The 17,988-nt window shown below is 71.1% G+C and carries 16 protein-coding genes and 3 pseudogenes; 9 read left to right on the top strand and 10 right to left on the bottom strand.

Features of this window, described 5'->3' with window-relative positions; all coding sequences use genetic code 11:
• Positions 1 to 14 precede the first annotated feature (14 nt).
• The 3 genes from OHS58_RS18355 to OHS58_RS18345 all read left to right on the top strand — a co-directional run bounded on the left by OHS58_RS18355 (position 15) and on the right by OHS58_RS18345 (position 2,550).
• Positions 15 to 605 carry an Rv1733c family protein gene (locus OHS58_RS18355; protein ID WP_328649156.1) on the top strand — a complete coding sequence of 197 codons (591 nt, stop codon included), beginning with the start codon at positions 15 to 17 and terminating at the stop codon, positions 603 to 605.
• Positions 606 to 688: 83 nt separating this feature from the next.
• Positions 689 to 1,318: a DedA family protein gene (locus OHS58_RS18350; RefSeq protein ID WP_326954121.1), complete on the top strand. Its 630-nt coding sequence runs from the start codon at positions 689 to 691 to the stop codon at positions 1,316 to 1,318.
• A 146-nt stretch (positions 1,319 to 1,464) separates the two neighbouring features.
• Complete coding sequence (locus OHS58_RS18345) at positions 1,465 to 2,550, top strand: phosphodiester glycosidase family protein (protein ID WP_328649155.1); 1,086 nt, start codon at positions 1,465 to 1,467, stop codon at positions 2,548 to 2,550.
• Here the strand turns inward: OHS58_RS18345 and OHS58_RS18340 are convergent.
• Positions 2,501 to 3,796 (bottom strand): HAMP domain-containing sensor histidine kinase, encoded by a 1,296-nt coding sequence (locus tag OHS58_RS18340; protein ID WP_328649154.1) that lies wholly within the window; start codon positions 3,794 to 3,796, stop codon positions 2,501 to 2,503. The genes OHS58_RS18345 and OHS58_RS18340 overlap by 50 nt on opposite strands.
• Before the next feature lie 138 nt (positions 3,797 to 3,934).
• On the opposite strand from OHS58_RS18340, the gene OHS58_RS18335 reads away from it, so the two are divergent.
• From OHS58_RS18335 to OHS58_RS18325, 3 genes are all read left to right on the top strand, one after another.
• Positions 3,935 to 4,636 carry a response regulator transcription factor gene (locus tag OHS58_RS18335; RefSeq protein ID WP_328649153.1) on the top strand — a complete coding sequence of 234 codons (702 nt, stop codon included), beginning with the start codon at positions 3,935 to 3,937 and terminating at the stop codon, positions 4,634 to 4,636.
• A 98-nt stretch (positions 4,637 to 4,734) separates the two neighbouring features.
• Entirely contained in the window at positions 4,735 to 5,184 is a 450-nt protein-coding gene (locus tag OHS58_RS18330) for a DUF1707 SHOCT-like domain-containing protein (RefSeq protein WP_328649152.1), read from the top strand.
• 121 nt (positions 5,185 to 5,305) lie between these two features.
• The gene (locus OHS58_RS18325) at positions 5,306 to 6,136 is read left to right on the top strand and encodes an undecaprenyl-diphosphate phosphatase (RefSeq protein ID WP_328649832.1); all 831 of its coding nucleotides are present in this window, start codon (positions 5,306 to 5,308) and stop codon (positions 6,134 to 6,136) included.
• A gap of 5 nt (positions 6,137 to 6,141) precedes the next feature.
• Here OHS58_RS18325 and OHS58_RS18320 read toward each other — a convergent pair whose 3' ends face one another.
• The 6 genes from OHS58_RS18320 to OHS58_RS18295 all read right to left on the bottom strand — a co-directional run bounded on the left by OHS58_RS18320 (position 6,142) and on the right by OHS58_RS18295 (position 12,840).
• Positions 6,142 to 7,350 carry an alpha/beta hydrolase gene (locus OHS58_RS18320; RefSeq protein WP_328649151.1) on the bottom strand — a complete coding sequence of 403 codons (1,209 nt, stop codon included), beginning with the start codon at positions 7,348 to 7,350 and terminating at the stop codon, positions 6,142 to 6,144.
• A 38-nt stretch (positions 7,351 to 7,388) separates the two neighbouring features.
• Complete coding sequence (locus OHS58_RS18315; protein ID WP_328649150.1) at positions 7,389 to 7,937, bottom strand: hypothetical protein; 549 nt, start codon at positions 7,935 to 7,937, stop codon at positions 7,389 to 7,391.
• A gap of 104 nt (positions 7,938 to 8,041) precedes the next feature.
• On the bottom strand, positions 8,042 to 10,057 hold the full coding sequence (locus tag OHS58_RS18310) for a glycosyltransferase family 4 protein (protein WP_328649149.1): 2,016 nt from the start codon (positions 10,055 to 10,057) through the stop codon (positions 8,042 to 8,044).
• Positions 10,054 to 10,677 carry a DUF998 domain-containing protein gene (locus OHS58_RS18305; protein ID WP_328649148.1) on the bottom strand — a complete coding sequence of 208 codons (624 nt, stop codon included), beginning with the start codon at positions 10,675 to 10,677 and terminating at the stop codon, positions 10,054 to 10,056. The genes OHS58_RS18310 and OHS58_RS18305 overlap by 4 nt, the downstream gene beginning before the upstream one ends.
• A gap of 55 nt (positions 10,678 to 10,732) precedes the next feature.
• Positions 10,733 to 12,130, bottom strand: a complete 1,398-nt coding sequence (locus tag OHS58_RS18300) for a HAMP domain-containing sensor histidine kinase (protein ID WP_328649147.1) — start codon at positions 12,128 to 12,130, stop codon at positions 10,733 to 10,735.
• Positions 12,131 to 12,141: 11 nt separating this feature from the next.
• The gene (locus OHS58_RS18295) at positions 12,142 to 12,840 is read right to left on the bottom strand and encodes a response regulator transcription factor (RefSeq protein WP_328649146.1); all 699 of its coding nucleotides are present in this window, start codon (positions 12,838 to 12,840) and stop codon (positions 12,142 to 12,144) included.
• A gap of 162 nt (positions 12,841 to 13,002) precedes the next feature.
• Here OHS58_RS18295 and OHS58_RS18290 point away from each other — a divergent pair, with 162 nt between their 5' ends.
• Entirely contained in the window at positions 13,003 to 13,467 is a 465-nt protein-coding gene (locus OHS58_RS18290; protein WP_328649145.1) for a DUF1707 SHOCT-like domain-containing protein, read from the top strand.
• Positions 13,468 to 13,805: 338 nt separating this feature from the next.
• Here OHS58_RS18290 and OHS58_RS18285 read toward each other — a convergent pair.
• Positions 13,806 to 14,494 (bottom strand): annotated as a pseudogene (locus OHS58_RS18285) (transposase); the annotation flags it as partial.
• A gap of 121 nt (positions 14,495 to 14,615) precedes the next feature.
• Here OHS58_RS18285 and OHS58_RS18280 point away from each other — a divergent pair.
• Together OHS58_RS18280 and OHS58_RS18275 are read left to right on the top strand one after the other, a co-directional pair.
• The gene (locus tag OHS58_RS18280; RefSeq protein ID WP_328649144.1) at positions 14,616 to 14,990 is read left to right on the top strand and encodes a dihydropteroate synthase; all 375 of its coding nucleotides are present in this window, start codon (positions 14,616 to 14,618) and stop codon (positions 14,988 to 14,990) included.
• A 351-nt stretch (positions 14,991 to 15,341) separates the two neighbouring features.
• A pseudogene (locus OHS58_RS18275) lies at positions 15,342 to 15,995 on the top strand (lysostaphin resistance A-like protein); the annotation flags it as partial.
• A 141-nt stretch (positions 15,996 to 16,136) separates the two neighbouring features.
• Here the strand turns inward: OHS58_RS18275 and OHS58_RS18265 are convergent.
• Positions 16,137 to 16,803: pseudogene (locus tag OHS58_RS18265) on the bottom strand (response regulator).
• Positions 16,800 to 17,978, bottom strand: a complete 1,179-nt coding sequence (locus tag OHS58_RS18260; RefSeq protein ID WP_328649142.1) for a sensor histidine kinase — start codon at positions 17,976 to 17,978, stop codon at positions 16,800 to 16,802. Before OHS58_RS18260 ends, OHS58_RS18265 begins: the two are co-directional and overlap by 4 nt.
• Positions 17,979 to 17,988 lie beyond the last annotated feature (10 nt).

The raw sequence follows: 17,988 nt of genomic DNA, 5'->3' as shown, positions 1-17,988 counted from the left end.
CGCACGCTGAATTCATGAGGGTTGTGCGGGGATCGAGCGGGGTGCCGAGGCGCCTGCGGCTGCTGAAGCCGATGGTCTCCCGGTCCGGCCGGATGCCGGACCGGCTGGAGGCGTGGGTCATCGCCCTGCTGGGACTGCTGGCGGCCGGGTCGGTCGCGGTCGTCGGCGTGCTCTCCGTGGCCGACTACGGCAGGCTCGCGGCGTCGGCGGCCGCCGACGCCCGTGCGCGCCACGTGGTGAGCGCGAGTCTCCGGCCTGACATCCCCGTGCCCGCCGGTCGGGCGACGGGTGTCGCCGACGTGGCGTCGGTCATGGCGATCTGGAGCGCGCCGGACGGGCGGTCCCGGCGTGGTGTCGTGCAGGTGGCCGTCGGTCCGGTGTTCCCGGAACACTTCCAGGTGTGGACGGATCAAGTGGGGCGGCAGGTCGCCCCGCCGTTGAGCGGCTCCGAGGTGTTCATCACCGCCGTCCTCGGTGGGGTGCTGTGGGAATCGGCCGCGCTCGCCGTGCTGGGCGGGGTCTACCTGATCGGCCGTCGTCTGCTGGACAAGCACCGTGCCCGGCTGTGGGAACGCGCCCTGAGTGGTGACGCGACCGCGCCCTGAGCGGAGGTGGACTGGTGGCCGCGTAATACGACATGGGTGTAGAAATACTACGTACGTGTCGAAGATGGAAGGCGGTCCGACCGATGAACCCGTTGAGCGCGACATCCTGGTTGTCGAGCCTCGGCGCGGCCGGGGTGTTCCTCGTCCTGTTCGCCGAAACCGGCCTGCTGATCGGGTTCTTCCTGCCCGGCGACTCCCTGCTCTTCACCGCGGGCCTGTTCTGCACGACCAGTGCGACGGCCGCCGTGCACCTTTCGCTGCCCCTCGTGCTGATCGCGTCCGTCGCGGGCGCGCTCCTGGGCGCGCAGACCGGATTCCTCATCGGGCGGCGCGGCGGCCGTGCCCTGCTGGCCCGGACCCGCAACCAGCACCTGCATCGGGGATTGACCAGGGCCGAAGAACTCTTCGGCCGCTACGGCCACGCCAAGGCCATCGTCCTCGCGCGGTTCATCCCGGTGGTCCGCACCGTCCTGAATCCGCTCGCCGGTATCCTCGCCGTTCCCGCCCGCACCTTCGCGGTGTGGCAGGTCCTCGGCGGCCTGCTCTGGTCGATCGGCATCACGCTGGCCGGCTACGTCCTCGGGTCCAGCATCCCCGGGATCGACCAGTACCTGCTGCCGATCATCGCGCTCGTCGTGATCGTGTCGCTCATTCCGCTCGGCCTCGAACTCCTCCGGAACCGCAAACAGCGCGACGAGGTCAGCGGCTCTTAGCCATTCATCAGCACTTCGCTGCACTGGGGCGAACCCGGGCGTCGTTACCGTGAAATATGGTCGACGCAGCGAGCCGAACCGGAACTCCGAATCTTCCTCGTCCGCCGGTGAAACGCCGTAAAAAACGACTGCGGCGGTTGCTCGTCGTGTTCCTGGTTTTGATCATCTACCCGGGCGTCACCTACGTTCAGGCGCTCACCGCACCCGGAGCGGCCACCTTCACCGCCCGGAGCGCGGACTGGGCGCGGCAGATGGGCGCCGGCCCGGTCGTGAACGCGCTCGAGAACTGGTACTACACCGGACATCCCCCGGCGAACAGCGCGCCGAGCACCGACGCCCTGCCCGTGCCGGTCCCGGCGCCGGCCGGGGATCAGGCGAACGCCCCTGCGGCGCTGACGACTCATCCGGGTGCCCTGCCTGGTGAAGGCGTGTGGATCCCCGGAGCCCGGATGGCCGGTGGTCAGGCGGCCGACTACACGACGTTCCTCCGCCCGGACCCCGATCACACGAGCGTGGTGGCCGCGATCGTCGCCTTCGACCAGAAGTGGACCGGCACCCACCTGATCGCGGGCACGAAGGAGCCGGGCGGCAGCTGGCCCGAGCAGGCGCAGGTGCCGAACGCGCTCCGCCCGTCGCTGCTCGCGACGTTCAACTCCGGCTTCAAGTTCCGCGACACCGACGGCGGCTTCTACGCCGACGGCCAGTACGGGAAGCCCCTGAAGAACGGGATGGCCTCCCTGGTCGTCGACCGGTCCGGCGTGGCGACCGTCGCGCTGTGGGGCCGCGACGCCCAGATGACGCCGCAGGTCGCCGCGGTGCGCCAGAACCTCGAGCTGATCGTCGACGGCGGCAAGCCGGTCCCCGGGCTGTCGGGGAACCCGGCGGGGCAGTGGGGGAGCGCACGCAACCAGTTCCAGTTCACCTGGCGTTCGGGCGTCGGGGTCGACGCGCAGGGCCGGCTCGTCTACGTGGCCGGCAACCAGCTCACCCTGACCGCCATGGCGAGCGCGCTGACGGCGGCGGGCGTCGTCCGCGGGATGGAGCTGGACATCCACGGCGGGATGGTGAGCTGCAACCTGTTCCGCCCCGACGTCGCGGGTTCGGCGCCCCGGACGCTGGTCCCGAGCATGCCCACGGCGCCGGATCGCTACCTGTCCGCCGACCAGCGTGACTTCTTCGCGATCACGGCGCGCTCCGGTGCGCTGCGGGCGCCGGGGGCAGCAACAGGGTGAACGTCATCGGGGCGGGCCGGCTGAGCCACAACCGGCCGCCCTCGGCCTCGGCGAGGTCCCGGGCCAGCGCCAAGCCGATTCCGGTCCCCCCGGCGCCGCTGTGGCCCCGGGTGAACAGGTCCGGGCCGTCGCTCGTGCCACGACCCTCGTCGGCGACGTCGATCGCGAACGCGTCGGCGCTGTCGCGGGTCGTGATCGTCACCATCCCCGCGCCGTGGATGACGGCGTTGTCGAGCAGGACGCCGACGATCTGCCGCACCGCCGCCTCGGCGGCTCTCGGACGCCCGTCGGCGTCGGGGGAGATGACCAGCTGCCGTCCCTGGGTGGCGAGCAGGTTCCGCCAGCCGGCCACGACGTCGCGCAGCAGCACGTCCGGCTCGATCACCCCGCGGTCCTCCGGCGGGCGGACGGCGAGGGTGACCAGGTCGTCGATCGTCGTCTCCAGCCGGTCCGCTGTTGCGATCGCCGCCACGACCGCCGCTTCGAGGTCCTGTCCTGGCGGGTCGAGGGCCGACTCCAGCTGCAGACGCAGGCCGGCCAGCGGGGTGCGCAGCTGGTGCGACGCGTCGGCCGCGAGGGCGCGCTGGCGGTCCAAGGCGTCGGCGATCCGCGCCGCCGCCCCGTCCAGGGTGCCGCCCAGCTGGTCGATCTCGCCGATGCCGCTGATCGGGGCGCGGACGCCGAAGTCGCCGTCCCCGAGCCGCCCGGCGGCCGCGGACAGCTGCTCGAGCGGGCCGGCGACCCGTGCCGCCAGCCGCGCGGCGAGCAGCCACGTCAGGGCGACCGCGGCGGCCGCCAGCCCGGCCATGGCGAGCCAGGAGAGCGCGATCTTCTGGTAGCCGTCGGTGCGGGGCGTCGACGCGCGCACGATGCCGCTCAGCCGGTCGTCCTGCAGGATCGGCACGGCGACGACGAGTTCCGAGCCGACCTCGCCGGTGGCCACCGCGCCGCCGCGAGCGCGTGACACGACGGGATCGGCCTGCGCCGGGCCGCTGCCCGTCAGGAGGACACCCGCCGGGCTGTAGAGCCCGGTGGTGTCCTCTTCGGACCCCGGGGACTCCGGCAGGCTCCGGTGCGTGAGCACGTCGTCGGCGATCGACAGGGCCGCGGCGTCGGCGGTGCGCTCGAGTTCGGTGCGCTCGTCCTGGGTGAAGTAGCTCGCGACACCGACCGCGAGGGGGATCCCGAAAAGGCTGGTCGCCAGGAGCGCGGCGGCGACGGCGAGCAGAATGATCCGTCTGCGCATGACGCAAGTCTGCCGTGACAATCCGCTGATCGCGAAGTTTCGGCGAGGGAAAAGGTTAGCCCACGGTTAGCGTTCACCTCAACGAGGTAAATTATCCGGCCGGAGATCGGTCCCCCGGAATTCCGGTAACATTTCCCCATGGCCGCGGTTCTGCTCGTAGAAGACGACGAAACCATCGGCAGCCTGCTCGAGTCGGCCCTGCGGATGCACGATTACGACGTGATGTGGTCCCACACCGGGGGCGACGCGCTGCGCCGGATGAAGCTCGACGAGTACAACGTCGTCCTGCTCGATCTGGGGTTACCGGACCTCGACGGGATCGAGGTGTGCCGGCGCGCGCGGGTGATCACGCCGAACGCGCTGATCATCATGATCACGGCCCGCACGCAGGAGATGGACGTCGTCGTGGGGCTGGAGGTCGGCGCCGACGACTACCTGACCAAGCCGATCCGGCTACGGGAGCTGCTGGCGCGGCTGCACGCGCACCTGCGCCGAGGATATTCGTCCAACGCGATGCCGCTGCGGGTGGGGGAGCTGGTGGTCCAGGTCGCCGCCCGCCGCGTGGTACTGGCGGGCGACGAGGTTTCCCTGCGCCCCAAGGAGTTCGACCTGCTTCTGCGGCTGGCACAGGAGCCCGGTGCGGCGATCAGCCGGGACACCTTGATGGCGGACGTGTGGGACACGCACTGGCACGGCTCGACGAAGACGCTGGACGTGCACATCGTCGCCCTCCGGCGCAAGCTGGCCGCCGCCGCGGCGGACTCCGGCGCGCTGCCCGTCATCACCACCGTGCGGGGCTATGGCTACCGCTTGGAGCAGCCGGTTCCGCGGGGGACGTGACTGTTCTTGCCGGACGTTAACCTTTCCCTAGCGCGCCGGAAACTTCCGCCCTTATAGCGTGAGGCAACGAATCCGGACCACCAGCTCGAGGACGTGCGATGGCTGATCCCGTCTCAGTGGGCGAGGGCGCCCCACCCGGGGCGATCCGCTGCTCGGACGGAGAACGCGAACAGACCCGGTCGCGGCTGGCCCAGGCCGCCGGGGAAGGGCGCATCACGGTCGAGGAGCTGGACGACCGCCTGGCGCTCGTCGCCGCGGCGCGGTTCCGGCACGAGCTGGACGCGGTCGCCGCCGACCTCCCTCGATCGGAAAGGCCGCCAGGTGCGGCCGCCGGGTGGCTGCCCATCCTGGCCACCGCACGACGGCAGCTGAGCGCGGACGCGACGGCGCTCGTCGGCCGAGGACAGGTGGCCGTGAGCCGGCGACGTCGCTGGGCGGTGTTCGTCGCCGCGGTCGCGGTGGCGCTGATCTTCACAGCGCTCGTCCTGGCCGCGGTGCACGGATTCGGCGACGAAGGGCTCGACCACCACGAACTCGGGCGAGGCTGAGGCCCGGCACTCTGCTTCCCGTGCGATCCTTTGCGGATCGTGCACCAGACCGGGCGGACATCCGGACCGACCCCCCACGACCCGGGTGTCCGCCCTCCTCAGAAAGAACAACTCCTTGAGCGTGATCGACATCGGCCAGTCCGTGATCCTCGGCGTCGTGGAAGGGCTGACCGAATTCCTGCCCGTGTCGTCCACGGGCCACCTGAAGATCGCGGAAGGACTGCTCGGCATTCCGGTCGACGACCAGTCTGTCGTCGGCTTCACGGCGGTGATCCAGGTCGGCGCGATCGCCGCCGTGCTCGTCTACTTCTTCCGCGACATCGCCCGGTTCGCCGGCGCGTGGGGCCGCGGGCTCGTCAACGCCGAGGCCCGTCAGGAACACGACTACAAGTTCTCCTGGTGGGTCATTCTCGCGACCATTCCGATCGTGGTCACCGGACTGCTGTTCCAGTCGCTCGTCAAGGGACCGCTGGCGTCGTTGTGGGTGGTCGCGGCCTCGCTGATCGGGGGCAGCGCGGTCATGTGGCTCGCGGACCGCTTCGGCACGGGCAGGCGCGCCGAAGCCGACGTCACGCTGCCCGACGCGATGCTCGTGGGCTCGTCGCAGATCCTGGCGCTGCTCTTCCCAGGCTTCTCGCGATCCGGCGCGACGATCTCGACGGGCCTGCTGCGCGGCCTCGACCGGGTCGCCGCGACGCGGTTGTCGTTCTTCCTGTCGATCCCCGCGTTGACCGGCGCCGGGCTGTACGAGCTGAAGGACGCCCTGGGCGGCAGCATCGACGTCGTACCGCTGGTCGTCGGGACCGTGGTGTCGTTCGCCGTGGCGTACGGGGCCATCGCGTGGCTGCTGAAGTTCGTGGCCGGCCACACCTTCACGGCGTTCGTCGTCTACCGGGTCATCGTCGGAGTCGCGCTGCTGGGCCTGCTGAGCACCGGCGTGCTCCACAGCTGACCGGCTCAGGGGGCCGTGCGCTGCACCTCGACCTCCGCGTACGGCGAAGGTGCGGCGAGCAGCGCGGCGGGGCGTCCACGGACGGCGTGGTCGACGAACGCGCCGAGGTAGGCGTTGACGATGGCGAGCGCGACGTCGCCGTCGATGGGGCCGAGCGTGAGCAGGAACCCGGCCGGTGCGGCGAGGTAGTAGGCGCCGTAGTCGGTGAAGTCGAAGTGCTCGGCCCCGCGGATCCGGTAGCACCAGACGGGACCGGTGCCGGCGTTCACCAGCGACCGGGCCGCGTCCCGGTCGGCCTGGTCACCCGGAGCGCTCGGCTCGCAGGTTCCCGTGACACAGGAGTCCTGGCTGCCGATGAGCAGCAGCGGCTTGGTGAGTCCGGAGTGGACGACGGCGCCGTACTGGGTGCCGTCCAGGTCGGCGGCGCCGGCGCAGTGCGGGTCGGACCGGCAGGCTTCGAGGGCTGCGGCCCCGCCGAAAGAATGTCCGATGTAGACCGTCGCGGCGGTGTCGACGTGACCGGCGAACCGGCCCCGAGCCTGAAGTCCCGCGACCTGCGCCGCGGCGAAGCGAGCGTCGGCCGCCCAGACGTCCACCAGCCGGTCACCCGCGACCTGCGCCTGCCCGGCGTGCAGGTCGGCGGTGTCGAACGCCGAAGGGTTGCCCGCTTCGTCGGACGGCACGGCGGTGCCGTCGAGGACGGTCAGGTTCGCGCTGTAGGTCGGGGTGACGCCCGCGACCAGATACCCGTGGGAGGCGAGGTTCTCCGCGATCGCGGTGTACTGCGGCGCGGCGAAGCCCAGACCCGGTTCCAGCACGACGACGGGGAACCGGCCGGCCGCGACCGGGACGTCGGCGACCGCGTGGACGTGGACGTCGTCGAAGCCGGTCTCGCTCCACGCCAGTGCGCCGTCGAGATGGAGTCCCGCCCACGCTCCGGGCGCGTACGGAGCGGTTCCGGCCTCGGCCGCCGGAGCGGCGGGGTACCAGAGCCAGACCGACAGCCGCCGTGGTGAACCGGGTTGCGGTGCCAGCGGGTCGAGGCGGGCGTGGTCGGTCCACTCGGTGATGGTGCGGCCGACGGGGTAAGGGCCGGTCGGCGCGGGCAGAGTGACCGGTTGCGCCGCCCGGATCGCGGCGTAACCGACGTAAGCGCCGAGCCCCACGACGATCAGCAGGGCCACGACGAGCAGGATCCGCAGCGTGCGAGCCATGGCGCGAATAGTACACGCTGCGTACTACGCGACACGTACTACATTCGCGGGGTTTCCGACAGCGCCGAGACCAGGACGTGGGCGATTTCGGCCACCGCCGCGGTGACGGCCTGCCGCGCGAGGGAGTCCAGCTGCCGCAGGGCAGACGTGCTTCGGCCGGCCAGGCGCACCGGCTCACCGGGCTGGGCGCAGCCTTCAAGCTCGAGCGAGAGCGCCTGGTCCCCGGTGAAGGTGAGGTGGAGGGTGGCGGTCTCGAGTTTCGCGGTGTCCGGTGGGCCGGACCGCTCGACGACGGGCGCGTCGTGGCCCTCGGCGATGAGGCTTTCCATGGCCGCCTGGACGATGTGCTCCCCGCGGGAGGCCAGGTCGTTCAAGCTGCGCAGCCGGGTATCGGGTTCCCCCGCGAGCTGTCCGCCCGGCAGGAGCTCGGCGACGCGCTGCAAGGCGTTCATCGCGTGCCACGCGGCCACGACCAGCGGATCGGGCTCCGGCGCGTCCTCCGCCAGCATCGCCGGACCCAGCTGGGCGGCCACCCGATCGGCCAAGTCGGAGAGCTTCCCCGCCGGCAGGGGACTGCGTTCGGGCATGGCGGTTCTCCGATGTCACGGCGGCACGGACACCGCACTGTCACACGGAGCCGGTAAGCGCTCGGCAACCGGCGTTGGCCGAACGCTTACCCTCCGCCCCCTGATCACGCGATCTGCGGAACCGCCGGTTCGCTTGCGACGGCCGCTTCGGGCAGCCCGAGCAGGATCCGGTACTGGCCCTCGAAAGCGTCCAGGGCACGGTCGATGTCGTGACCGGCGACGATGGCGTGGGACGCCTCGCCCATCCGCGTGCGGGACGCGGGATCGGCCGCCAGCTCGGCGAGCCACCGCGAGATCGTCGTGATCGCGCCGGGCTCGAACAGGTAACCGTTGCCACCGTGGTGGACCAGGTGCGGCAGGGCGAGCGCGTCGGCCGCGACGACGGGCAGCCCGGCGGCCATCGCTTCCATCGTGGCGAGGCTCTGCAGCTCGGCCGTGCCGGGCATGCAGAACACGTCGGCTTCGGCGTACCGGCGGACGAGCTCGGCGTCGGGCACGAAGCCGTGGAAGGTCACGCGGTCGGTGATGCCCAGGTCCACGGCGAGGGTTTCGAGGTCGCGGCGGCGGGTGCCGTCGCCGACGAGGTCCGCGCGCACGTGCGGCAGCGGAGCCAGCGCGCGCAGCAGCTGGTCGATGTTCTTCTCGGCGTCCAGGCGCCCGACGAAGAGAACCGACATCGGCCCGTCCGAGCGGCGGCCGCCGGCTGCGTAGTGGGCGAGGTCGATCCCGCAGGAGACGACCTGGACCGGGCGGTCGAGACCGATCCCGGCGAGGACCTCGGCGGCCCGCGGCGTCGGGGTGGTCACGATCCGCGCGTCGCGGTAGACGCGCACCAGGTCCCGCCAGGCCCAGCGGGCGATCGAGTCCTTGACCCGCCGCGGGAACGGCGTGTAGCCGAGCAGGTTGTCCGGCATGAAGTGGTTCGTGGCCATGCCGGGCAGCTCGCGTTCGGCCGCCGCATCGAGCAGCGCGCGGCCGACGCCGAAGTGGGCCTGGACGTGCACGACGTCGGGGCGCAGCCGGTCCAGCAACGGCCCGACTTCCTTGCGGGCGCCGCCCGGTGTGCAGAACCGGTAGTCGGTGTGGAACGGGATGGCCCGGGACCGCACCCGGTGGACGGTGTAGCCGTCCCGCTCGTCGGTGTGCGAGGGACCGCCGGCGGACGGGCACACGACGTGGACGTCATGACCCCGCCCTGCGAGGCCCCGGGCCAGCCGCTCGGCGAAGAACGACGCGCCGTTGACGTTGGGCGGGAAGGTGTCGGCGCCGATCAGGACGCGCAGGCCGGACGAGGGCACGGGGATCTCCTTGACTGGTGACGGGTTCCGCGGAAGGGCACCGGCGAGCACACGCACACCGGCGAGAGCGACGAGAGCGGCCGCGGCCGCGAGCACCGCGGTGGCCGCGGTGAGATGGGGTGCTTCGCCGTAGGCCACGGCGGCCACGGCGACGGCGGTCAGCGGGTCGAGCACGGTCGTGGTCCCGACGACGACGGCGGTGTGCCCGGCGGCGTAGGCGCGGTGCAGGACCACCCCGCCGGCGCCCAGCAGGAGCAGGGCCTGGGCACCGAGCAGGAGGGCCGCCGTGAGCGGCTGGGTGACGGCGGCGTGCACGACCGCGGAGCCGAGTCCGAAGAGGACGGCCGCGGCCCCGGCCAGTACGGCACAGCTCGCCCGGGCGAACCAGACGACCACGGCCACCGCGAACCCGGCCACCGCGACCGACTCGGCGGTTCCCCAGCTGACCACCGGGTCCGTGGTGGTGGACGCCGCGAGCGCCACGAAACCCGCGACGCCGAGCAGGACCAGGACCACGGCACCGAGGACCCGGCGGTCGCGGGCCCGGCGCGTGAAGACGACCGTGAGGACGAGGCTGAACACGCCCAGCGGCTGGACGACCGGAAGCGGCGCGAGGGACAGGGCGACGACGTGCAGCAGGCTCCCGCCGGTCGCCAGTGACGTCCCGGTCCACCACGCGCGCGAGCGCAGCAGCCGGGCCAGGGTGCGCAGCCGGGGTGTGCCCTCGACCGCCAGGCCCGCGACCTCGTCGTGCTGCCGGGTGGCCGCCGCGGCGAAGAGGACCGCGGCGAGCAGGGCGCAGGTGACAGCGAGGGCGGTCATCGGACGGCCCGCCGCAGCGCGGTCGCCATGGTGGCGATGATCAGGAACTCGGCCAGGAGCGCGACGCGTTCGAGCAGGCCGGCCGGGAGCCAGCCGACGAGCTGCGCCAGCCCGAACGCCGCCGCGGTCACGACGCCCGCGACCGCGCCGCGCCGGAGGGTGGCCGCGGCGGCGAGCCAGCGGGTGTCGGTCCGCAGCCGCGTGCTCAGCGTCCACGCGGCCAGCGGGAGGCTGGCGAACAGCACGGCCCCGCCGGCGCGGTGGATCTCCCCGGACGCCGTCGGGTCCGCGGTGCTGAGGTTGCTGCGGAACAGCAAGACCACGAGGAGCCCGGCCGTCCACAGCAGGAACAAGCTGCTCACGAGCGGTGTCCGGGGCAGCGCGGCGAGGTGGGCGGCGACCGCCAGCGCGGCGGCGGCCGCGAGCAGGAGTACGACGGCCACCGCGAACAGGAGCCGGCCGCCGCAGTGCCAGGCGTAGTCGCTGACCGGGTCGCGCCAGGGACTGACGTGGCCGGCGAAGCCGAGGGTCAGCCCGGCGATGATGGCCTGGGCGACGGCCGCCATCACCAGCGTCAGGGTCGCCAGCGGAGTGGGCGAAAGCGTGGACTGTGGAGTCACACCTCAAAGCTGCTGGGCCCGCATGAGAGTTCGATGAAGATCGCGCGCGGTTTCCTTAAGAAGCGGCCAGGGGGAGCACCAGATCGAACCGGGCGCCCCCGCCGTCGGCGCGCGCGGCCTCGGCACGGCCGCCGTGCTGCGTCAGCACCTGCTCGACGATCGCCAGACCCAGCCCCGAGCCAGGCAGCGCGCGGGCGGCGTCGGCCCGGTAGAACCGCTCGAACACGTGCGAGAGGTCGGCTTCGGCGATCCCCGGGCCCTCGTCATCGACGCGAACCCGGACCGCGAGGGACGTCACCGCCATCGTCACCCGGACGGTCCCACCGGACGGCGACCACTTCGCGGCGTTGTCGAGCACGTTCAGCACGGCCCGCTCCAGAGCGGAAGGCCGGGCGTGCACGTCGGCGCCGGTCAGCTCGGCGTCGAAGGAAACCGCCGGCCACCGCGACCGAGCGCGTTCGACCGCCGAGCCGACGACGTCGGCCAGCGCCACGCGCTCCTCCGCCTCGCTCGGCCGTTCCCCGGTGGACAGCTCGATCAGTTCACCGATCAACGCGGTCAGCTCCACGGCCTGGGTGTCGAGATCGGCCAGCAACCGGGAGCGATCCTCGGCCGGCAACTGCCGCTGCGGGTTCGCCTCGGCGTGGATGAGCAGCTCGATGTTGTTGCGCAGGCTCGTCAACGGCGTGCGCAGCTCGTGACCGGCGTCCTCCACCAGCCGCCGCTGCTCATCCCGGGAACGGCTCAACGCCCCGAGCATCGCGTTGAACGCGGTCGAGAGCCGGCCGATCTCGCCGGACGCGGCGACGTCGATGGCCGCCGACAGCTCCTGGGTCCGGGCGACGTTCTCGGCCGCCGCGGTCAGGTCGTCGACCGGCCGCAACGCCGACCGCGCGATCGCCCGGCCCACCAGCGTCGCCCCGAGCACCCCGGCCACGGACACCACCAGCAGCCAGATCCCCAGCCGCGCCAACGTGTCTTCGACGTCTTCGGAGTCCTGGGCGACCTGGACCGCGCCGCCACCGGCGCGCTGGGCCGTCCACACCCGGAACCGGTCGCCTTCGATGCGGCGGACGTCGGAGGTGCGGTCGAGCTCCCCGGCCGCGACCGGGGCGTCGGGCGGCAGCACCGGGATGACGGGCTTCGCCCCCGCCGTGCCGGTGATCTCGCCCGTGGCGGACAGGAACTGCACGGTCAGGCCGCCGCCGTGGCCGGAGTCCGGGCCGTGGTTGCCGGTGGAGGTCAGCGTCGCGAGCGCTTCGGCGGGAGACGACGTCTTCGCGGCTAGCTGGGCGTAGGACTGCAGGCGGGCGTCGAACTGGTCGTAGAGATCCGCCCGGGTGATGCTCCAGGAGATCGCCGACACCAGCACGACGGCGACGGCCACCGCCGCCGCGACGAGCACCCCGAGGCGGGCCCGCAGGGAGAGCGTCTTCCAGCGGACCCGTTTCACAGAGGCTCTTCTCACAGTGGCTCTTCGCGCAGCACGTAACCGACGCCGCGCACCGTGTGCAGCAACCGGGGTTCGCCTTCGGCTTCGAGCTTGCGCCGCAGGTAGCTGACGTAGACGTCGAGCCCGTTGGACGCGGTCCCGAAGTCGTAGCCCCAGACGTGCTCGAACATCGCGGTGCGGGTCAGCACGATCCGGGGGTGCCGCAGGAAGGTCTCGAGCATCGCGAACTCGGTGCGGGTCAGGTGCACCGGCCGGTCGCCGCGGAACACCTCCCGCGTCGCCGGGTCCAGGGTGACGTCCGTGAACCGCAACGCCGTCGACGACGGGACCGCGGGCGTCGGGGTGTTGTACTCGGTGCGGCGTAGCAGCGCGCGGACGCGGGCGAGCAGCTCCTGCAGGGCGAACGGCTTAGCCAGGTAGTCGTCGGCCCCGGCGTCGAGGCCGGCGACCCGGTCGGTGACCGCAGTGCGCGCGGTCAGCATGAGGATCGGCACCGGGTTGCCCTCGGCTCGTAGCACCCGGCAGGTCTCGAGGCCGCCGAGCAGCGGCATGGTGACGTCGAGCAGGACACCGTCGGGCGCCTCGGCGCGGATCAGCTCGAGCCCGGCCACGCCGTCCCCGGCGACGGAGACGGTGTAGCCCTCGAACCGCAGCGTCCGCGACAGCGAGTCCTGCACGGCAGCTTCGTCGTCGACGATCACCAGGTGCACCCTCGCGTCCCTTCGCCCGGAGTTGATGACACACCGTGACTGTAGTCGAGGTCCGGCCGGGGCCGCCCAACTCTCATCGAACATTAACGTTCGACCGGGCCGGGCACGGTTTTCCGCGGTTAATCTCACAACAAGGGTTGTTCCGCCACAAAGGAGGAAACGATGAGCGAGAATCCGGTCGGTTCGACGCTGCCTGCGGACACCACGGACGGGATCCGCTGCTCGGACGCGGAACGTGAGCAGGTCCGGGCCGCTCTCTACGCGGCGGCGGGCGAAGGTCGCTTGACGATGGACGAAGTCGAGGAACGCCTGGCGCGGATCGAGGAAATCCGCTTCCGTCACGAACTCGCCGACGTGACCGCGGATCTGCCCGTCACTTCACCGGATGTGGCGCACGGCTGGCGTCCGATCGTCGCGGGTGCCCGTCGTAACCTCGCCGCGGACCTCGCGGTGCTGCTCGGCCGAGCCCCGGAATCCACACCTGGCCGACGGCGGTTGCTGCTGATCGTCACTGTCCTCATCGGACTGTTGTTCACGGTGGCGATCGTCGTCGCGGCTGTGCACGGGTTCGGCTCGGACGGGTTCGAACCCTACGGGATCGACGCCGGCGAGCACGCTGGTGGTTAAGCGGTACCGACGCGCCAATGTCTTGAAGTATTGACGCAGATGCGTTACCAGTGTTGTTGCTGGCCGATCGCCGGCCCCCGCCAGACTCCGGTGGGGCCGATATCGGCGAGCTGGGGCGGCTCTTGACGGCATCGGATGATGCAAGGTGGTCGCGGGGTATAACGCTCAGTGGCGTTCTGCTGGTCAAGTCGATGAGATGGTCCGCGGCCGGGGCGCGATTGGCCCCGTTGAAGGTCGGAATGTTTCCAGATGATGTGGCACGAACCTGCGACAGTGGCGACGCGTGGGAGGGTGTCTGCTTCTATCGTCACATCAGGGACTTGACCGCCGCCCACCACGTAGCAAGTGAGGCTGGCTCCGAAGGCGAGGAAGTTGCCGGCTTTGCGTTCGTAGCGCACGGTCAGGCGCCGGTATCCGGTGAACCAGGCCATGGTTCGTTCGATCACCCAGCGGTGCTTGCCGAGCTTATCCTTGGATTCGATGCCTTTACGGGCGATCCGGACCTTGATGCCACGGTCGCGGACCCAGCGCCGAGGTCGGTCTGGTCGTAGGCCTTGTCAGCGTGCAGCTTGGCCGGCTTACGCCGTCGCGGCCCACGGCGGGACCGGATCGCCGGAATCGCCATCACCAGCGGTTTGAGCGCGTAGGAGTCGTTCGTGTTCGCGGCGGACATGGCGACCGAAAGCGACAGGCCGGAGCGGCCGGACAGGATCGCGCGGCTCCAGTCGAGTAGGCCTTGGCTGCCGAGCTCGTCCAGCAGCACGTGGTGCAACTGTCGCCACAGCCCGGCTTCGGTCCACTGGCCGAAGCGGCGGTGCGCGGTCTGGAACGGCGCACCGAACGACGGCGGCAGATCCCGCCACGCACACCCGCTGCTCAGCATGTACACAATCGCCGTGAACACCGCACGAGCGTCCACCGGAGCCGTCCCACCACCCTGCGGTCGCGGCTCGAACCCGGGGATCAACGGCTCCGTCAGGGGCCACAGCTCATCCGGCACCAACCGCAACGACAAACGATCCGCCACACCCGAGATCATCTCTCGGGCGGGCAGCAGCAACGCGTCGCCATCGGTTCGGTGCTGACCATGTACCCGGAGGCGCTCGCTGCACCAGGTCGCTGCGCGCCTCGGTGTCGGCTACGTGGGCATGCACTCGACGACGGTCCCGGTGCGGGCGGGCGTGCAGCCGGAGTACGGCGACGTTGTTGCCGAGGTGAGCGCTCACCTGCTGGACGTCGCCGCGTCAGCGCGGTCCGGCGGTTCGACCGAGGTGTGGATCGACCCGGGTACCGGCTTCGGCAAGGGCGTCGAGGACAACCTGCGCCTGCTACGGCGCCTGCCGGAGCTGTGTGGCCCGGGAGCGCCGGTGCTGCTGGGCGTCAGCGGCAAGTCGTTCCTCGGCGCGGTTACGGGCCGCGACGTCGAAAACCGGCTGGCCGGTTCGCTGGCCTTGGTCGCCCCGGCGTGGTCGGCCGGCGTCGACGTCATCCGGGTACACGACGTGCGGAAACGCGGGACGTGATTGCGATGCTCGAGGCCGTCTGGGGCCGACCGGCCTGGTGGCAGCGTGCCGGGCAGGCGAGGATGTAGACCTGTTGTCGAGGACAGGGTGCCACGACAGCGGCCAGTGAGGCGGACAGGGTGGTGCCGGCGAAGTACTCCGATTCGAGCGCTCTCCGGCACCGGGTTTCCGCGCCGCCTTTCCCGGTGCTCGCCGGGCGAACGACGCTCGGATGTCCCCCGTGAGGGTTACTCGCCACCGTCCATGCCAGGGTGACTCGCAGGTACGGCTCTTCGTCTACTTTCTCCCCAGCTTGATAACCCTCGCGTGTCCCCGGTGGTGGGTGCACCGATCTGAGCTGGGAGCCGTTTCATGACTTTCCCTTCAACCGAACCGACAAGAGGCCGTCAGGCGCCGGCATGGGCGCACAGGTGGCGTTTTCCGTTGCTACTGGTCGCGATGCTCGTGGTGATGGCGCTCGCGCAGAAAGCGACCGTGGCGCTGAGCGACTTCGGTCCGCTGGATCTCGTGGTCGGCGTGGCCGCCGGCGTGGCGACGTTGTTCTGCTACCGGCGGTTGAGCCGGTTCCTCGAGCGGCGGCAGTCGGTCGGCGAGCTCCCGCGCGATCGCGCCTGGTCCCGGCTCCTGTGGGGCGTGGTCGTCGGAGCCGGTGCGTTCCTGTCCACGATGCTGGTCGTCTTCGTTTCCGGCGGTGGGCAGCTGGCCACCGGGAACCCCGGGAAACTGCTGGCGACCACCGGGATCATGGTCTGCACCGCGGTCACCGAAGAGGTCGTGTTCCGGGGCATCGTGTTCCGCGTCGTCGAGGCGCGCTTCGGCACCTGGGTTTCCTTGGCGGCGTCCGCGGTGCTCTTCGGCGTCGTGCACCTGGCGGGTGGTTCGGATACCGATTGGAGCGCGATGCTCTGGGGTGCGCTCGCGATCGTCCTGCAGGGCGGAATCCTGCTGGGGGCCGCGTACGTCGCCACTCGCGCGCTGTGGATGCCGATCGGCATCCACTTCGCGTGGAATCTCGTCGAGGCGGGATTCGGCACGGCCGTCTCCGGCAAGACGAACGAGTTCGGCAGCGTGGTCCACACGACGCTGTCCGGCCCGACCTGGCTCACCGGCGGCTCGTTCGGCCCCGAAGCCGGCGCGGCCGCGATCCTAGAGCGTGACGAACCCCGCGCGGTAGGCGAGCACCACGGCCTGGACGCGGTCGCGCACGTTGAGCTTCGCCAGGATGCGAGACACGTAGGTGCGTACGGTCTCGACGCCGATCGCCAGCTCCGCGGCGATTTCGGTGTTGGACATACCGCAGGCGATCAGGCGCAGGACCTCGCGCTCCCGAGGGGCCAGCAGACCGAGCGGGTCAGCGCCGGGGGGTCGCCTTGGCGGGCCGGATCCGGTCGGCGAAGCGGCCGATCAACGTCCGGGTCACCGTGGGGGAGAGCAGGGACTCTCCCCGTGCGACGGTGCGCACGCCGTTGACGAGCTCGGTGAGCGAGGAGTCCTTGAGCAGGAAACCACTGGCCCCGGCCTGCAGCGCGTCGTAGACGTACTCGTCGACGTTGAACGTGGTCACCACGAGCACCTTCGGTGATGACGTCGCCTCGGGCCCCGCGATGCGCCGGGTGACCTCGATGCCGTTGAGCAGCGGCAGCTGGATGTCCATGACCACGACGTCGGGTTTCAGGCGCTCGGCCGCTTCGACCGCGGCGGGCCCGTCGGCGGCCTCACCGACGACACTCATGTCCGCCTGCGCGTCGAACACCATGGCGTAGCCGGTGCGGACGATTTCCTGGTCTTCGCAGATCAAAACGCTGATGGTCATGCTTCACCGTCCACGGGTATCGATGCGTGCAAGCGGAATCCGCCGTCCGGTCGCCGGCCCGCGGTCACCTCGCCGCCGAGCGCGCCGACCCGGTCCCGCAGCCCGGCCAGGCCACGGCCACCCGCCGGTTCCCGCCGGGCGTTCGCCCGCCGTGGCACCGTCGCGGCGGTGTTGGCCACCTCGATCTCGACGTGGTTCGGAGAGAAGCCGATCCGCACCTCGGCCGGGCGGCCGGCGGCGTACTTGAGCACGTTGGTCAGGCCTTCCTGCACCACTCGGAACGCGGTGAGCCGGACGTCGTCCGGGAGGATGGGCTCGGTTCCCTCCGTGACGAAGGAAACCGGTTGCCCACCGGCTCGGGTCTGCTTGACGAGGTTCGTCACCGTCCCGTCGGCTGGAGCACACAGGGAGTCCGGCTCTCCGGTCGCTTCCAGCACGTCGAGCAGGTGCCGAAGCTCGGTCAGGGCTCGTCGCCCGCTCCGGCCGATCGTGGTCAGTGCGGTGCGGACGCGGTCCTGCGAGCCGGCGACGAACTGCGTGGCGTCGGCCTGGACGACTATCGCGGTGACGTGGTGGGTGACCACGTCGTGGAGCTCTCGCGCGATGCGCGCTCGTTCGGCGGTGGCCGCGGAGGCCACCGCCAGCCGGCGCCGTTCGGCTTCCTCGACGCGCCTGCGACGCACGAAAGCGCCGAGCAACCAGCACGCCACGAAGATGAAGTAGAAGATCAGGACATCGGCCGGCGAATTGGGCGAGCCGAGCACGTGCATGGCGGTCGACAAACCGAGGAAGACCACTGATGCCGCGACGCCGATGCCGCGCCTGAACCGTTCCTGGTGCGCCCCTACCGCGTAGAGCGCGAAGTACGTTGTCACAGTGCCGAATTCGGGCGGGTAAGCGAGCGTCTCGTGAACCGCGAACGACGTTCCGACGATCGCCAGGCAGAGCGCGGGCTGCCTGGCGCGCACCGCGAGCGGGACCGTCTGCGCGAGCACGAGGACGATCGCGAACGCGTCGGCGGGCCGTCTGGGCAGGTCGCCGAACTGAGCGCTCATACTTCCCAGCACCGGCGTGAAGGCCAGCACTGTCAGCCACGGGTCCCACGCCTCGGCGTTGTAGACACGCCATCCGTCCCTCAGCCTCCGCAACCTGTCGCCGAGCCAGGTCCGCAGCATGACGGGCAGT

Origin of the sequence: Amycolatopsis sp. NBC_00348 (assembly GCF_036114655.1) — a bacterium.
In the GTDB taxonomy this organism is placed as follows: Bacteria; Actinomycetota; Actinomycetes; order Mycobacteriales; family Pseudonocardiaceae; genus Amycolatopsis.
The sequence above is the reverse complement of the archived record's forward strand: the minus strand, read 5'-3'. Positions and strand labels throughout refer to the sequence as shown.

Excerpts from the sequence above, each read along its gene's own strand:
- OHS58_RS18355 (WP_328649156.1), top strand. The coding sequence starts at position 15 with ATGAGGGTTGTGCGGGGATCGAGCGGGGTGCCGAGGCGCCTGCGGCTG.
- OHS58_RS18330 (WP_328649152.1), top strand. The coding sequence starts at position 4,735 with ATGGCTGATCCCGTCTCAGTGGGCGAGGGCGCCCCACCCGGGGCGATC.
- OHS58_RS18350 (WP_326954121.1), top strand. The coding sequence starts at position 689 with ATGAACCCGTTGAGCGCGACATCCTGGTTGTCGAGCCTCGGCGCGGCC.
- OHS58_RS18260 (WP_328649142.1), bottom strand. The coding sequence starts at position 17,978 with ATGCTGCGGACCTGGCTCGGCGACAGGTTGCGGAGGCTGAGGGACGGA.
- OHS58_RS18335 (WP_328649153.1), top strand. The coding sequence starts at position 3,935 with ATGGCCGCGGTTCTGCTCGTAGAAGACGACGAAACCATCGGCAGCCTG.
- OHS58_RS18320 (WP_328649151.1), bottom strand. The coding sequence starts at position 7,350 with ATGGCTCGCACGCTGCGGATCCTGCTCGTCGTGGCCCTGCTGATCGTC.
- OHS58_RS18315 (WP_328649150.1), bottom strand. The coding sequence starts at position 7,937 with ATGCCCGAACGCAGTCCCCTGCCGGCGGGGAAGCTCTCCGACTTGGCC.
- OHS58_RS18280 (WP_328649144.1), top strand. The coding sequence starts at position 14,616 with ATGCACTCGACGACGGTCCCGGTGCGGGCGGGCGTGCAGCCGGAGTAC.
- OHS58_RS18340 (WP_328649154.1), bottom strand. The coding sequence starts at position 3,796 with ATGCGCAGACGGATCATTCTGCTCGCCGTCGCCGCCGCGCTCCTGGCG.
- OHS58_RS18310 (WP_328649149.1), bottom strand. The coding sequence starts at position 10,057 with ATGACCGCCCTCGCTGTCACCTGCGCCCTGCTCGCCGCGGTCCTCTTC.
- OHS58_RS18290 (WP_328649145.1), top strand. The coding sequence starts at position 13,003 with ATGAGCGAGAATCCGGTCGGTTCGACGCTGCCTGCGGACACCACGGAC.